The following is a 14,055-nucleotide window of genomic DNA, read 5'->3' on the forward strand; positions in this document are numbered from 1 at the left end:
TCCGGGCCGGGCGCATAGGCCTTGCCAGCCTTGGATCTGGCCGATGAGGGCGCGCGTGCAGCGGGCCGTCAACGGCCTGCTCGGCCATGCCGGCCTCAGCCTTGTCCGGCAGGCGCGCCTGGAGGCACTGATCGCCGACAGCGCCGCCGCGCGGGATCTCGCCCTCCTCCAGAGCGCGCCGCGCGATCAGGCGGCGCTGTTCCTCGATCTGCTGCCCCATGCGCGGGCCCAACTGCGGCAGGACCTGTTCGTCTGCGCCGAGCTGGGTTTCAAGCGCGGGGGCTATTTCGTCGAGTTCGGTGCGACCGACGGGGTGGAGCTTTCCAACACCTGCCTGCTGGAGCGGCAGCTCGGCTGGCGGGGCATCCTGGCGGAGCCGGCGCGGTGCTGGCACGGGGCGCTGGCGGCCAATCGCGCCTGCCATGTGGAGAGCGCCTGCGTGTGGTCGGCGAGCGGGGCGCGGCTGACGTTCAACGAGGCCATCGACGCGAAGTTCTCCACTATCGACACCCATAGTTCCACAGACCTGCACCGGGAGATCCGCAGGGACGGGACGCGCTACGAGGTGGAGACCATCTCGCTGAACGACCTGCTCGACAGGTACGATGCACCGCAGACCATCGACTACCTGTCGATCGATACCGAGGGCAGCGAGTACGACATCCTGGCGGCGTTCGACTTCGGCCGGCGGTGGTTCCGGGTGATCACCTGCGAGCACAATTTCTCGCCCGCCCGTTCGAAGATCCACACGCTGCTGACCGGCCACGGCTATGTGCGCCGGCACGAGAACCTGTCGCAGTTCGACGACTGGTACGTCCTGCCCGGCGCCTGACCCGGCTCAGGCGCCGAGATAGGCCTCGCGCACCTTGGGGTGGCCGAGCAGGAAGGCGCCGGTGCCCTGGAAGGCGATGCGCCCGGTCTCCAGCACATAGCCCCGGTCGGCGATGGCGAGCGCGGTGGAGGCGTTCTGCTCCACCAGCAGGATGGTCATGCCCTCGCCCTTCAGGGTGACGATGGCGTCGATGATCTGGTCGATCAGCACCGGCGCCAGGCCGAGCGAGGGCTCGTCCAGCAGCAGCAGCTTGGGCGCGGCCATCAGCGCCCGGCCGATGGCCAGCATCTGCTGCTGGCCGCCGGAGAGGCCCATGGCCGCCAGATGGCGCTTTTCCCGCAGCACGGGGAACAAATCGTAGATGCGCGCGAGGCTCGCCTGCGCGCCGCCGTCGCGGCGGCGGTAGGCGCCGAGCCGCAGGTTGTCCTCCACGCTCAGGGGGCCGAACACCTGCCGCCCCTCCGGCGACTGCGAGATGCCGAGGCTCACGCGAAGGTGTGCGGGTACGGCATTGATGGTGGCGCCCTCGAAGGTGATCCGCCCGCCGCGGATCGGCTGTACGCCGGAGAGCGTGCGCATCAGCGTCGTCTTGCCCGCGCCGTTGGAGCCGACCAGGGCGACGATCTCGCCCGCCGCCACCTCCAGGCTCACGTCATGCAGCACCTCGATGCGCCCGTAAGCGGAGAAGAGGCCTTCAACCGTGAGCACGCTGCGCCTCCTTCTGTCCGTGATTGCCGAGATAGGCGGCGATCACCGCCGGGTTGTCGCGCACCGCCAGCGGCGCGCCCTCCGCCAGCGGGCGGCCCTGCGCCAGCACCAGCACCCGGTCGGAGATGCGCATCACCAGCTTCATGTCGTGCTCGATCAGCACCACGGCGGTGCCGGAGCGGGCGATCTCGACGATCAGATGGTCGATGGCCTCGGTCTCCACCGCGTTGCAGCCGGCGGCGGGCTCGTCGAGGAACAGGATGCGCGGCTCGGCGGCGAGGGCGCGGGCGATCTCCAGGCGCTTGAGCACGCCGTAGGAGAGGCCGCCCGCCTCGGTGTCCGCATGGCGCTCCAGCCCCACGCGCGTCAGCAAAGCCATGGCCCGCTCCCGGGTCAGGCGGTTCTGCCGGCCGACCGAGGGCAGGCCCAGCAGGTCGGCCAGGAGGAAGCTGCGCTCGGCGAGATGGCAGCCCACCATCACGTTCTCCAGCGCGCTCATGCGGAAGAAGATCTGCAAATTCTGGAAGGTGCGGGCCATGCCCCTGCGCACCAGCAGGTGCGGGGCAAGGCCGGCCACCTCGGCGCCGTCCAGCAGGACCTTGCCGTGCAGCGGCTTGTAGATGCCGGTGACGAGGTTGAACAAGGTGGTCTTGCCGGCGCCGTTGGGGCCGATGATGGAGAACACCTCGCCCGGCGCCACCTGGAAGCTCACTTCGTCCACGGCCACCACGCCGCCGAAGCTGATGCCGATGTTGGAGACCGACAGAAGGCTCATGACAGGCGCTCCAGCAGCCATTTGCGGGCGGTGGGGACGATGCCGCCGGGCAGCAGGATCATGAACACCATGATGAGCAGCCCGAGCAGCGCCTGCTCATAGTCCTGGAAGGCGGTGAGCGCCTGCGGCAGCACCACCAGGAAGGCGGCCCCGACCACGGCGCCGATCACCGAGCCCATGCCGCCGATGATGACCATGGCCACCAGCTCGATGGAATGCATGAAGCCGGCCGCCTCGGGGGTGATGAGGCCGTTCATGGCCGCCAGCAGCCCGCCGGCGAAGGCAGCGTAAACGGCGCCGATGACGAAGGCGGCCAGCTTCTTGCGGCTGACGTCCACGCCCACGGCCGATGCGGCCACCTCGCTGTCATGGAGCGCGCGCAAGGCCCGGCCGGTGGGGCTCGCCACCAGGTTCAGCGCGATCCAGGCGCCGATGAGCAGCGCGCCGGCCGCGACCCAGTACCAGTTCTGCGTGCCGGAGATGCGCCAGCCGAACACCGTGAGCCGCGCCACCTGCATGCCGTCCGGCCCGCCGGTGATGGCGGTCTCGCTGTTGAAGACGAGGGCCAGGATCATGCCGAAGCCGAGCGTGGCGATGGCGAGGTAATAGCCACGCAGCCGCAGGATGGGCCGCCCCACCACATAGGCGATGAGGCCGGCCGCCGCCGCCGAGAGGAACAGCGACAGCACGGGCGAGAGGCCGAGATGGGCCGGGCCGATGGCCACGCCATAGGCGCCGAGGCCGAGGAAGCCGGCATGCCCGAGGCTCACCTGGCCCGCATAGCCCATGAGGATGGTCAGCCCGAGCGCGGCCAGCGCGAAGATCCACACCAGCGCCGCCACCCGCAGATAGAAAGCGGAAGGGGCGACGAGCGGGATCACCGCCATGAGGACCGCCAGGGCGAGGAGCGGCGTGAAACGCGCGCGCAGGATCGTCGCCAGCATCACACGCGCTCCACGCTGCGGCCGCCGAACAGGCCGCGCGGCATGAAGAACAGCACCACCAGGATGGCGATGAAGGCCACCGCGTCCTTGTAGGTCGAGCTGATGTAGCCGGCGCCGAACGCCTCCATGAGGCCGATCAGCAGCCCGCCCACCACCGCGCCCATGGGATTGCCCATGCCGCCCACCATGGCGGCGGCGAAGCCCTTGAGGGCGAACAGGGTGCCGAGATCGTAGCGGGTCAGGGTGATCGGCGTGACGAGCACGCCGGCCACCGCGCCGATGGCGGCGGAGACGCCGAAGGCCAGCGCCAGGACGATGGTGACATTGATGCCGACCAGGCGCGCCGCCAGCCGGTTCGCGGCGGTGGCGAGCACGGCCTTGCCCAGCAGCGTGTGCTCCAGAAACATGTAGAGCGCCACCACCAGCACCAGCGCCCCGCCCACGACCCACAGGCTCTGCGGCAGGATGGTCGCCCCGCCGATGGCGATCGGGGTGTCGCCGGAGAAGGCGGGCAGGGAATGGAACTGCTTGTCGAACACCACCTGGGCGACGCCCTTGATGAAGATGGAGGCGCCGATGGTGATCATGATGAGCGCCACCGGGGAGGCGCCGCGCGCCGGCTGGATGGCGAAGCGGTGCAGCAGCAGGCCGACGATCACCGTGCCGATGATGGCGATGAGCGCCGCCAGCGGCAAAGCGATGCCCGCGGCGGTGAGGAAGACGGTGCCCATGCCGCCGATCATCACGAAATCGCCCTGGGCGAAGTTGATGACGTCGGAGGCATTGTAGATGAGCGTGAAACCCAGGGCGACGAGGGCATAGACCGCGCCCACCGTCAGACCCGAGAATGCCAGTTGCAGGAATTCAGCCATGACCTCAGCCATCGAGCGCTGCGCGCAGGGGCGGAAGGGCCCGTCGGCGACGGGCCCGCGGCAGTGTGGGCCTACTGGCCGGGCGTTTCGAGGACCCAGTCACCATTCTTGATCTGGAGCATGCGGAAGGATTCCGTGCCGAGGCCGAGATGGTCGGTGGGCGACATGGTGTAGATGCCGGTGACGCCCACATAGTCCTTGGTGGCTTCCAGCGCGTCGCGGATCTTCTGCGGATCGGCGGATTTGGCCTTCTCGATCGCCTGCACGACGAGCTGGATGCCGTCGAAGGCATAGCCGCCGAACGTGGAGATGGGCTGGGCGGTGGCGGCCTCGTAGCTGTCCTTGTAGGCGGCGACCACCGGCTTCTGCCGGTCGCCGGCGGCGAGCTTGTCCGCCACCAGCAAGGCGGGGGCGGGCAGGCGCACGCCTTCGGCGGCCGGGCCGGCGAGGGTGATGAAGCTCTTGGAGGCGACGCCATGGCTCTGGTAGAGCGGCACGGTGATGCCGAGCTGGGCATAGTTGCGGGTCACGATCGCCGGGCCCTGGCCGAAGCCGGGATTGAGCACCGCCTGGATGCCGGGGGTGTTCTTGATCTTGTTGAGCTGCGGCGTGGTATCGGAATCGGCCGCGCCGTAGCTCTCGTCGGCGAGGATGGTGATGCCGTAGTCGCCGACCACCTTCAGGCACTGGCCGCGCATGGACTTGCCGAAGCCGTCGGTGCCCGAGATCATGCCGATCTTGGTGAAGCCGCGCGCCTTCATGTCCTCGAAGATCTTCTGGCAGGCGGTCTTGTCGGTGTGCGGCGTCTTGAAGACGAAGGCGCGCACCGGCTCGACGATCTCGATGCCGCCGGCGAAGGAGACGAACGGCACCTTGGCTTCCTCGAACACCGGGATCATCGCCATGGTGGAGCCGGTGGAGGTGCCGCCGGCCATGGCCACGACCTTGTCGTCCTCGATCAGCCGGGTGGCGAAGGTGCGCGCCTTGTTGGCGTCGCCGCCGTCGTCATACAGCACCAGTTCCACCGGCCGGCCCAGCAGGCCGCCCTTCTTGTTCAGCGCGTCCACATAGAGCTTCAGCGTCCGCGCCTCGGGGTCGCCCAGGAAGGCGGCGGGTCCGGTGGCGGAGACCACGGAGCCGATCTTGATGGGGTCGGCGGCGAAGGCGGGGCTGGTCAGGGTCGCGGCGAGCGCAAGCGCACGCAGCGTCCCCCGCACGGCGGCGGACGGTCGCATATGGCGTTCCTCCAAAAGGTCAAAGTCGCGCATGGTGGCGGTTAGTCCACCTTCCATCGCGCCGCCCACATTTCGCATGGGCAGGTCAGATCACTCTATGATTAACCGAGCGATTGGTCAATCATAGATGCGAGGTACGGCGATGGGCGCCGTGACCGGCTTGATCGACCCGCGCGCCAATCTTTGATATGCGGGCCACAGGCACACGGCGAGGATGGCCGCCCCTCCCGTCCCGGCACAGGCCGCAGCAAAGGATCGCATTGGCATGGCTCGCACCCGCGCACAGGACTACGACACCAAGCGGCTGGCGATCCTGCGCCGCTCGGCGGAGCTGTTCGCGCAATTCGGCTATTCGGGCACCTCGATCACCATGATCGCCGAGGCGTGCGGTGTATCGAAGGCCCTTCTCTACCATTATTACCCGGACAAGGAGGCGGTCCTCTTCGACATCCTCTTCGCCCATCTGGAGGACCTGACGGTGGAGGTGGAGCGCGCGGCGGCCGCCGCGTCGGACCCCTCGGAGCGTCTCTACGCGCTGGCGGCGGGATTGCTGGAAGCCTATCGCGACGCCGACGCCGAGCACCAGGTGCAGATCGCCAATCTCAAGCTCCTGCCGGAGGAACGGCAGGAGGCGCTGCGCGGGCTGGAGCGCAACCTCGTGCGCATCTTCTCCGACGCCTTGGCCGAGGCGGTGCCGGAGGTGGGGCGAGGGCCGTTCCTGAAGCCGCTCACCATGTCCCTGTTCGGCATGCTGAACTGGCACTATCTCTGGTTCCGCGAGGGCAAGGGGCTGTCGCGGGCCGACTATGCCCGGCTGGTGACGCAACTGGTGGCGGCGGGGGCGGACGCGGCGGTTGCCGCCGTGGCCGCCACGCCGGCCGCGCCCGCCGCGCGCAAGCCGGCGGCCCGCAAGGCTGCCGCCACGGCCCCCCTCGTGTCCGCCGCGACGCCGGTGTCTGCGCCCGCCGCGGAGCCAAAGGCCCCCCTGTCGCGCGCCAAGGCTTCGCCCGCCAAAGCCTCAGCCGCCAAAGCCTCGGCGGCCAAGATCTCCAAGACATCGCCCGCGAAGACCCCGCCCGCCAAGGCGCGGCGGGGCGCGGCGGCGCGCGGCGAGTGAGCGGCGGGTTTCCAACGGGCCGCGCGGCGCGCTAAGAAGCCTGCCATGTCCCGCGCCGCCCTTGCCCAGATCCTGGATCACCTGCGCGCCGAGCCGTCGCGCACCTGGTCCATCATCATCACCGTCTATGGCGACGCCATCGTGCCGCGCGGCGGCACCGTGTGGCTGGGCACGCTGCTGGCCTTCTTCAAGGCGCTGGACATCTCCGAGGGCGTGGTGCGCACCGCCATGTCGCGGCTCGCCTCCGACGGCTGGCTGGAGCGCCACAAGGTGGGGCGCAACAGCTTCTACCGGCTGGCGGAAAAGGGCCGCGAGACCTTCCGCGAGGCGGCGGAGCACATCTACGCCCCGCGCACGCCGCGCTGGAATGGGCGATTCGACCTGCTGCTGCTGGATGCGGGCGCCGACCGGGACGCGGCGCGCGGCGCCCTGGAGGCGGCGGGATTCGGCGCCCCGGCGCCGGGCGTGTGGATCGCGCCCTCAGGCGCGCCGCTGCCCGCGGCGGCGGAAGGCGCCCTGCGGCTGGAGGCCGGCGGGGATGGCGCCACCAGCCGGGCGCTGGCGGCGCGGAGCTGGCCGCTGGACGCCACTGCGGAGGCCTATGCGCGCTTCCTCGCCGCCTTCGAGCCGCTGCGCGCGGCCCTGGCCACCGGCGGCAGCCTCTCCGACGTGGACGCCATGGTGGCGCGGGTGCTGCTGATCCACGAGTATCGCCGCATCGTGCTGCGCGATCCCATCCTGCCCGCGCAGGTTCTGCCGCCCGACTGGCCGGGGGCCGCGGCGCGGGCGCTGTGCGCCGACGTCTACGGCCGGGTGCTCGCGCCTTCGGAGCGCTGGCTGGACCAGAACGCCGTGGACGCGAGCGGCGCGCCGCTGCCGCCGGACGAAAAAATATTCAGCCGTTTCAAGGACTAAGACGCGCAGAGCCGGGCGCCGCGTTGCCGGCTCCAAATATGTTACAAAAAATCGTTGATATGAAAATTTTGGTTACATATAATTCCTCAAAATTAGGGAGGTCAGGGTGTACACGCAGGCTCTCAACAGCAATCCGGACGCCGCTGAACGCCATGTGGAGGATGCCGCCCTGGCGGCGCGCTTCCAGGAGCGGATCGATGCCGAGGAGCGCATCGAGCCCAACGACTGGATGCCCGCCATGTACCGGCGGACCCTGGTGCGCCAGATCTCCCAGCACGCCCATTCCGAGATCATCGGCATGCTGCCGGAGGGCAACTGGATCACCCGCGCGCCGTCGCTGCGCCGCAAGGCCGCCCTGCTCGCCAAGGTGCAGGACGAGTGCGGCCACGGCCTCTACCTCTATGCCGCCGCCGAGACACTGGGCACCGGCCGCGAGGAACTGGTGGACCAGCTGCTGTCCGGCAAGGCCAAGTATTCGTCGATCTTCAACTATCCGACCCTGACCTGGGCCGACATCGGCGCTATCGGCTGGCTGGTGGACGGCGCGGCGATCATGAACCAGATCCCGCTGTGCCGCTGCTCCTACGGCCCCTATGCCCGCGCCATGATCCGGGTGTGCAAGGAGGAATCCTTCCACCAGCGCCAGGGCTACGAGATCATGCTCACCCTGGCCAAGGGCACGCCGGAGCAGAAGGAATTGGCGCAGGACGCGCTGAACCGCTGGTGGTGGCCCTGCCTCATGATGTTCGGCCCGCCGGACGCGGTGAGCGAGCATTCCGACGCCTCGACCCGCTGGAAGATCAAGCGCTTCTCCAATGACGAACTGCGCCAGAAGTTCGTCGATGCCACCGTGCCGCAGGCCCATTACCTCGGCCTCACTTTGCCCGACGCGGACCTCAAGCAGGACGCCGAGACCGGCCATTGGTCCTACGGCGCCATCGACTGGGACGAGTTCAAGCAGGTGATCGCCGGCAACGGCCCCTGCAACAAGGACCGCATGGCGGCCCGCCGCAAGGCCCATGACGAGGGCGCCTGGGTGCGCGACGCGGCGCTCGCCTATGCCGAGAAGCAGCGGCTCAAGAAGGCCGCCTGAAGGTTTCGCGGCCGCCGGCCGCGCGCGATCAGATCACGGGAAGCAACGCGCCCGCCGTCGCCGGCGGCGGGCCAAGGGAGGCGTTCATGTCAAGCCAGGCCGTTCCGCTTTGGGAAGTCTTCATCCGCAGCCGCAACGGGCTGTCGCACAAGCATGTGGGCTCGCTGCACGCGGCCGACACCACGCTCGCCCTGCAGGCGGCGCGGGACCTCTATACCCGGCGCGGGGAAGGGCTCTCCATCTGGGTGGTGCCGTCCAACGCCATCACCGCCTCCGATCCGGCCGACAAGGGCATGATGTTCGAGCCGACGGCCTCGAAGATCTACCGGCACCCCACCTTCTACGAAGTGCCGGAAGAAGTCGGCCACATGTGAGCCGGCCCCCGGGGCCGCCCAAGACCAACATATGAACCAGCCCTGGGCAGCCGGGGCGGAGGAGAGAACGCCCATGGCCACAGGTCCCCTTACCGTGGTTGAGACCCCGCTTGTCCGCTACGTCCTGCGCCGCGCCGACGACGCGCTGATCCTCGGCCACCGCCTGTCGGAATGGTGCGGCCACGCGCCTTTGATGGAAGAGGAGATGGCGCTCGCCAACGTCGGGCTCGACCTCATCGGCCAGGCCCGCGCGCTCTATACCTATGCGGCGGAAGTGGAGGCCGCGGGGCGCGACGAGGATGCCTATGCCTATCTGCGCGACGTGCGCGGCTACGGCAACCTGCTGCTGCTGGAGCAGCCCAACGGCGATTTCGCCGCCACCATCGTCCGGCAGTTCCTGTATGCCGCCTTCATCGATCCCTACTGGCGGGCGATGATGGCCTCCAGCGACGCGACGCTCGCCGCCATCGCCGCCAAGGCGGAGAAGGAGACCGCCTACCACCTGCGCCACTCGGCGGAATGGATCGTGCGGCTCGGCGACGGCACGGCCGAGAGCCATGCCCGCGCCCAGGCGGCCCTCGACGGGCTGTGGGCCTTCACGGGGGAGATGTTCGCGGTGGACGAAGGCGAGCGCGGCCTGATCACGGCCGGCGTCGCGGTCGATCCGGAGAGCCTGCGCGGCGTCTGGAGCGAGACCGTGGGGCGGGTGCTGGCCGAGGCGACGCTGGCGCGGCCGGCGGACGGCTGGATGCAGAAGGGCGGCCGCGACGGCAGCCACAGCGAGCATCTGGGCCATCTGCTGAGCGACCTGCAATACATGCAGCGGACGTATCCGGGAGCCACCTGGTGAGCCGCGCGCCGCTTTCGGACCCGGAGGCGCTGCGCATCGAAGCCCAGCGCGCCGCCGCTCCGCTCGCGGAACAACTGCCGGCGGAGCCCCTGCGCGAGGCCGCCCGGCGCATCGCCGGCGAGGTCACCGACCCGGAGATCCCGGTCCTCACCATCGCCGATCTCGGCGTGCTGCGCGACGTGCGCGTGGAGGCTGGTGGCGTGGAGGTGGAGATCACCCCCACCTATTCCGGCTGCCCGGCCATGAACATGATCGCGCTCGAAATCGAGCTGGCGCTCAGCAAGGCGGGGATCGCGCCGGTCACGGTCCGCACCGTGCTCTCGCCGGCCTGGACCACGGACTGGATGACCGAGGACGGCCGGCGCAAGCTCCGGGACTACGGCATCGCGCCGCCGGCCAAGGCCGCCGGCCGCCGGGCGCTGTTCGGCAAGGACGAGGTGGCCTGCCCGCAGTGCGGCTCGACCGATACGGCCGAGATCGCCGCCTTCGGCTCCACCTCCTGCAAATCGCTCTGGCGCTGCAATACGTGCCGGGAACCCTTCGACTATTTCAAATGCCATTGAGCGGGTGACCCCATGTCCGTTGCGACCCCGAAATTCCACCGCCTGACCGTCCGCGATGTGAAGCGCGAGACCCCCGAGGCCGTGTCCATCGCCTTCGACGTGCCTTCCGATCTCTCCGGCGACTATGCCTTCGCGCCGGGGCAGTATCTCACCCTGCGCACCACGCTGGAGGGCGAGGACGTGCGCCGCTCCTATTCCATCTGCTCCGGCCCCGACGACGGCGAGCTGCGCATCGCGGTGAAGCAGGTGGAGAACGGCCTGTTCTCCACCTGGGTCAACACTGCCATGGCGTCCGGCGACGCGCTGGACGTGATGACGCCCACGGGGCGCTTCGGCCTCGGCCAGGCCCCCGGCGACGGGCGCCTGCACGTGGGGGTCGCGGCGGGCTCGGGCATCACGCCCATCCTGTCCATCATCCGCGGCGTGCTCCAGCGCGAGCCCAACAGCCGCTTCTTCCTGTTCTATGGCAACCGCACCACCGGCGACATCCTGTTCCGGGAAGACCTGGAAGAGCTGAAGGACCGTTTCCTCGGCCGGCTCTCCATCTTCCACGTGCTGTCGAAGGAGGAGCAGGATCTCGCCATCCTGAACGGGCATCTGGACGGGGAGAAGGTGCGCCTGCTGCTGCGCGCCATGGTGCCTGCGGAGGCGGTGGACCATGTGTTCATCTGCGGCCCCACGGGCATGATCGACGATCTGGAGGCGACGCTGAAGGACATGGGCGTGCCCGAGGCGAAGGTCCATGTGGAGCGCTTCGTCTCCGCCCATGGCGGCGCGCCGCGCCCCAGGTCCGCGCCGGTGGCCGCCGATGCGCCCCCGGCCCATGTGGCTTCGCTCATCGTCGACGGCAAGCGGCGCGACGTGCCGGTTGCGGAGGGCGAGGCGATCCTCGACGCCGCGCTGCGCGCCGGGCTCGACCTGCCGTTCGCCTGCAAGGGCGGCATGTGCTCCACCTGCCGCGCCAAGGTGGTGGAGGGCAAGGCGGAGATGGAGGTGAACTATTCGCTGGAGCCGTGGGAGACCGAGGCCGGCTTCGTGCTCACCTGCCAGGCCCGCCCCACCACGGCGCGCATCGTGGTCGATTTCGATCAGATGTGATCAGCCGCAGTCCCGATCGAAGGCCCGGCCCAGCGCCGGACCTTTTTTGTTGGCCGAACGGTGCGGGCCGGCCCAAAGAAAAAGGGCGGCCGAAGCCGCCCTGTCTGGTCGCGTCGGAACGAGGCTCGCGGCCTCACTCCTTGGGGCGCTTGTCGACGACGCGCTTGGCCTTGCCGGTGGCGGTGCGCTCGATGGCGCCGGGCGGGTGCATCTCGATGCGCGTGCTCACCCCGATGGTGTCCTTGATCCGCTTCAGGATGCGCCGGCTGGAGCCCTCCACGCTGGCTTCGCTCCAGCGCCCCTCGCGGATTTCCGCGTGCACGGTCATCTCGTCCATGCGGCCGGTGCGCGTCAGCTCGATCTGGTAGTGGCCGGAGCAGTCCTCCACCGCCATCAGGATCTCTTCGATCTGGGTGGGGAAGACGTTGACGCCGCGCAGGATGATCATGTCGTCCGAGCGGCCGGTCACCTTCTCCATGCGCCGCATGCCGGGGCGGGCGGTGCCCGGCAGCAGGCGGGTGAGGTCGCGCGTGCGGTAGCGGATGATCGGGAAGGCTTCCTTGGTGAGCGAGGTGAACACCAACTCGCCCTTCTCGCCGTCCGGCAGCACCTCGCCGGTGATGGGGTCGATGACCTCCGGCAGGAAGTGGTCCTCCCAGATGTGCAGGCCGTCCTTGGTCTCCACGCATTCCTGCGCGACGCCCGGCCCGATCACTTCCGACAGGCCGTAGATGTCGGTGGCGTCGAGCGCGAAGGCCCGCTCGATCTCCTGGCGCATGGCGTTGGTCCAGGGCTCGGCGCCGAACACGCCGAACTTGAGCGAGGACTGCGCCGGGTCCAGACCCGCCTTGGTGAAGCCGTCGAGGATGGCCAGCATGTAGCTCGGCGTCACCATGATGGCGTCCGGCCGGAAGTCTTCCAGGAGCTGCACTTGGCGCTCGGTCATGCCGCCCGACATGGGAATGACGGTGCAGCCCAGCCGCTCCACGCCGTAATGGGCGCCGAGGCCGCCGGTGAACAGGCCGTAGCCATAGGCCACATGCACCATCATGCCCGGCCGCACGCCGGCGGCGCGCAGCGAGCGCGCCATCACGTCCGCCCACATGTCGAGGTCGGCCTGCGTATAGCCCACCACGATGGGCTTGCCGGTGGTACCCGACGAGCCGTGGATGCGGGCGATCTTCTCGCGCGGCACGGCGAACATGCCGAAGGGATAATTGTCCCGCAGGTCGGTCTTCACCGTGAACGGGAATTTCGACAGGTCCGACAACTCGCGGAAATCGGAAGGGTGCACGCCAGCCGCGTCGAACTTGGCCTTGTAGAAGGGCACGTTCTCATAGGCATGGCGCAGCGACCACGCCAGCCGCTCGCGCTGGAGCGACAGGATCTGGTCGCGGGATGCCCGCTCCGCGGAATCAAGGCCATCCTTGCCGATGGCATCGTGGGCGAAGGCCGGCAGAGCCATGTTCATCGTCTCCTCCTTATGATGCTTCACTGTCGCTGCTCTGCGGCGCGTTTTCGGCGGGCGCGATGAACGAGCCGCCGATGGTGCGAGAATGGCCCCGAAACAGCGCGATCGTCACGCCTTCTCTTGCTATGGTGACGTCATAGATGCCCGAGCGGCCGCTGCGCGAAACTTCCTGGGCGGTGGCGACCAGCCGGTCGCCGCGCCGGCCGGGCCGCACGAAGGTGATGCTGCAATGGGCCGCAACCGTCGTATCGCCGTAGGAATTGCAGGCGAAGGCGAAGGCGCTGTCGGCCAGCGTGAACAGGAAGCCGCCGTGGGCGGTGTCGTGGCCGTTGGTCATGTGCGGCGCCACCGTCATGGCCAGTACCGCGCGGCCGGGCGCGATCTCGACCAGCTCCATGCCCAATTCCCGGCTGGTGGGATCATTGGCCCACATGGTGTCGGCGGCGAGGTGCGCGACCTCTTGCGGAGAACGGGCGCTCATGACCGGCGGCCCGTGAAGGCGGGCGCACGCTTTTCCATGAAGGCGCGGGTGCCTTCGCGATAGTCCGGGGTGCGCCCGGCCTCGCGCTGCAAGTCGCGCTCCAGGTCCAGCTGCGCGTCGAGATCGTTGCCGGCGGAGGCGTTGAAGGCCTGCTTGGTCAGGGCAAGGCCACGCGTCGGCTGGGTGGCGAGATGGGCGGTGAGCGCTTCCGCCTCGCGCTTCAGGTCGGCGTCGTCCACCACCTTCCAGATCATGCCCCAGGCGGCCGCCTGCTCCGCCGGCACGGGCTCGGCGAGCAGGGCGAGGGCCCGCGCGCGGGCTTCGCCCACGAGGCGGGGCAGGAAGAAGGTTCCGCCCGAATCCGGCACCAGGCCGATCTTGGCGAACGCCTGGATGAATTTCGCCGAGCGCGCCGCGAGCACGATGTCGCAGGCCAGGGCCACGTTGGCGCCGGCGCCGGCGGCCACGCCGTTCACCGCGCAGACCACGGGCTTCTCCAGCGCGCGGATGCGGCGCACTAGGTGGTGTGGACAGTTACCTGATCCACAGGACGATGGCAGCGATTGTGACGATGGCGAGGTAGTTTCGCGCGGTCTTCTCGAAGCGGGTCGCGACACGCCTGAACTGCTTGAGCTTGGAGAAGCAGCATTCGATCAGGTGGCGCTGAGCGTAGAGGTGCCTGTCGAGGCTATGCTTCCTGGCGCGGGATGGATTGGACGGGATGACC

Annotated in this window: 16 protein-coding genes and 1 pseudogene; 8 read left to right on the top strand and 9 right to left on the bottom strand. The window is 69.1% G+C overall.

What is annotated here, in order from left to right:
- The first annotated feature begins 55 nt into the window (after window positions 1-55).
- Window positions 56-832 carry an FkbM family methyltransferase gene (locus YU1_RS0121110; protein ID WP_029005778.1) on the top strand — a complete coding sequence of 259 codons (777 nt, stop codon included), beginning with the start codon at window positions 56-58 and terminating at the stop codon, window positions 830-832.
- A 6-nt stretch (window positions 833-838) separates the two neighbouring features.
- Here the strand turns inward: YU1_RS0121110 and YU1_RS0121115 are convergent, their stop codons facing one another.
- The 5 genes from YU1_RS0121115 to YU1_RS0121135 all read right to left on the bottom strand — a co-directional run bounded on the left by YU1_RS0121115 (window position 839) and on the right by YU1_RS0121135 (window position 5,366).
- Window positions 839-1,540, bottom strand: a complete 702-nt coding sequence (locus YU1_RS0121115; protein ID WP_029005779.1) for an ABC transporter ATP-binding protein — start codon at window positions 1,538-1,540, stop codon at window positions 839-841.
- Window positions 1,527-2,315, bottom strand: coding sequence for an ABC transporter ATP-binding protein (locus YU1_RS0121120; protein ID WP_029005780.1), 789 nt, complete (start codon window positions 2,313-2,315; stop codon window positions 1,527-1,529). Before YU1_RS0121120 ends, YU1_RS0121115 begins: the two co-directional genes overlap by 14 nt.
- Window positions 2,312-3,259 (bottom strand): branched-chain amino acid ABC transporter permease, encoded by a 948-nt coding sequence (locus YU1_RS0121125; RefSeq protein WP_029005781.1) that lies wholly within the window; start codon window positions 3,257-3,259, stop codon window positions 2,312-2,314. The genes YU1_RS0121120 and YU1_RS0121125 overlap by 4 nt, the downstream gene beginning before the upstream one ends.
- Entirely contained in the window at window positions 3,259-4,131 is an 873-nt protein-coding gene (locus YU1_RS0121130; RefSeq protein WP_029005782.1) for a branched-chain amino acid ABC transporter permease, read from the bottom strand. The genes YU1_RS0121125 and YU1_RS0121130 overlap by 1 nt, the downstream gene beginning before the upstream one ends.
- A 71-nt stretch (window positions 4,132-4,202) precedes the next feature.
- Complete coding sequence (locus YU1_RS0121135) at window positions 4,203-5,366, bottom strand: ABC transporter substrate-binding protein (protein ID WP_029005783.1); 1,164 nt, start codon at window positions 5,364-5,366, stop codon at window positions 4,203-4,205.
- A gap of 265 nt (window positions 5,367-5,631) precedes the next feature.
- On the opposite strand from YU1_RS0121135, the gene YU1_RS30535 reads away from it, so the two are divergent.
- The 7 genes from YU1_RS30535 (at window position 5,632) to paaE (ending at window position 11,376) form a co-directional block, all read left to right on the top strand.
- A complete protein-coding gene (locus YU1_RS30535; protein WP_084540017.1) occupies window positions 5,632-6,483 on the top strand; it encodes a TetR/AcrR family transcriptional regulator in 852 nt (283 codons plus the stop codon).
- Between the two features lie 45 nt (window positions 6,484-6,528).
- Entirely contained in the window at window positions 6,529-7,398 is an 870-nt protein-coding gene (paaX, locus tag YU1_RS0121145) for a phenylacetic acid degradation operon negative regulatory protein PaaX (RefSeq protein ID WP_029005784.1), read from the top strand.
- Between the two features lie 106 nt (window positions 7,399-7,504).
- On the top strand, window positions 7,505-8,491 hold the full coding sequence (paaA, locus tag YU1_RS0121150; protein ID WP_029005785.1) for a 1,2-phenylacetyl-CoA epoxidase subunit PaaA: 987 nt from the start codon (window positions 7,505-7,507) through the stop codon (window positions 8,489-8,491).
- A gap of 86 nt (window positions 8,492-8,577) precedes the next feature.
- Window positions 8,578-8,865, top strand: a complete 288-nt coding sequence (paaB, locus tag YU1_RS0121155; protein ID WP_029005786.1) for a 1,2-phenylacetyl-CoA epoxidase subunit PaaB — start codon at window positions 8,578-8,580, stop codon at window positions 8,863-8,865.
- A gap of 73 nt (window positions 8,866-8,938) precedes the next feature.
- Window positions 8,939-9,715, top strand: coding sequence for a 1,2-phenylacetyl-CoA epoxidase subunit PaaC (gene paaC, locus YU1_RS34080; RefSeq protein ID WP_029005787.1), 777 nt, complete (start codon window positions 8,939-8,941; stop codon window positions 9,713-9,715).
- Window positions 9,716-9,789: 74 nt separating this feature from the next.
- A complete protein-coding gene (gene paaD, locus YU1_RS34085; RefSeq protein WP_051357115.1) occupies window positions 9,790-10,278 on the top strand; it encodes a 1,2-phenylacetyl-CoA epoxidase subunit PaaD in 489 nt (162 codons plus the stop codon).
- Between the two features lie 12 nt (window positions 10,279-10,290).
- Entirely contained in the window at window positions 10,291-11,376 is a 1,086-nt protein-coding gene (paaE, locus tag YU1_RS0121170; RefSeq protein ID WP_029005789.1) for a 1,2-phenylacetyl-CoA epoxidase subunit PaaE, read from the top strand.
- A gap of 133 nt (window positions 11,377-11,509) precedes the next feature.
- Here paaE and paaK read toward each other — a convergent pair whose 3' ends face one another.
- The 4 genes and pseudogenes from paaK to YU1_RS0121190 form a co-directional block, all read right to left on the bottom strand.
- Window positions 11,510-12,841, bottom strand: a complete 1,332-nt coding sequence (paaK, locus tag YU1_RS0121175) for a phenylacetate--CoA ligase PaaK (protein WP_051357117.1) — start codon at window positions 12,839-12,841, stop codon at window positions 11,510-11,512.
- 16 nt (window positions 12,842-12,857) lie between these two features.
- The gene (gene paaI, locus YU1_RS0121180; RefSeq protein WP_029005791.1) at window positions 12,858-13,328 is read right to left on the bottom strand and encodes a hydroxyphenylacetyl-CoA thioesterase PaaI; all 471 of its coding nucleotides are present in this window, start codon (window positions 13,326-13,328) and stop codon (window positions 12,858-12,860) included.
- Window positions 13,325-13,849 (bottom strand): annotated as a pseudogene (locus YU1_RS30540) (enoyl-CoA hydratase-related protein); the annotation flags it as partial. The pseudogene YU1_RS30540 and the gene paaI, both read right to left, overlap by 4 nt.
- 13 nt (window positions 13,850-13,862) lie before the next feature.
- The coding region (locus tag YU1_RS0121190; RefSeq protein WP_029005526.1) for an IS5/IS1182 family transposase at window positions 13,863-14,055 on the bottom strand (193 nt) is incomplete at its 5' end.

The sequence above is a fragment of the Azorhizobium doebereinerae UFLA1-100 genome (genome assembly GCF_000473085.1).
GTDB classification, from domain to species: Bacteria; Pseudomonadota; Alphaproteobacteria; order Rhizobiales; family Xanthobacteraceae; genus Azorhizobium; species Azorhizobium doebereinerae.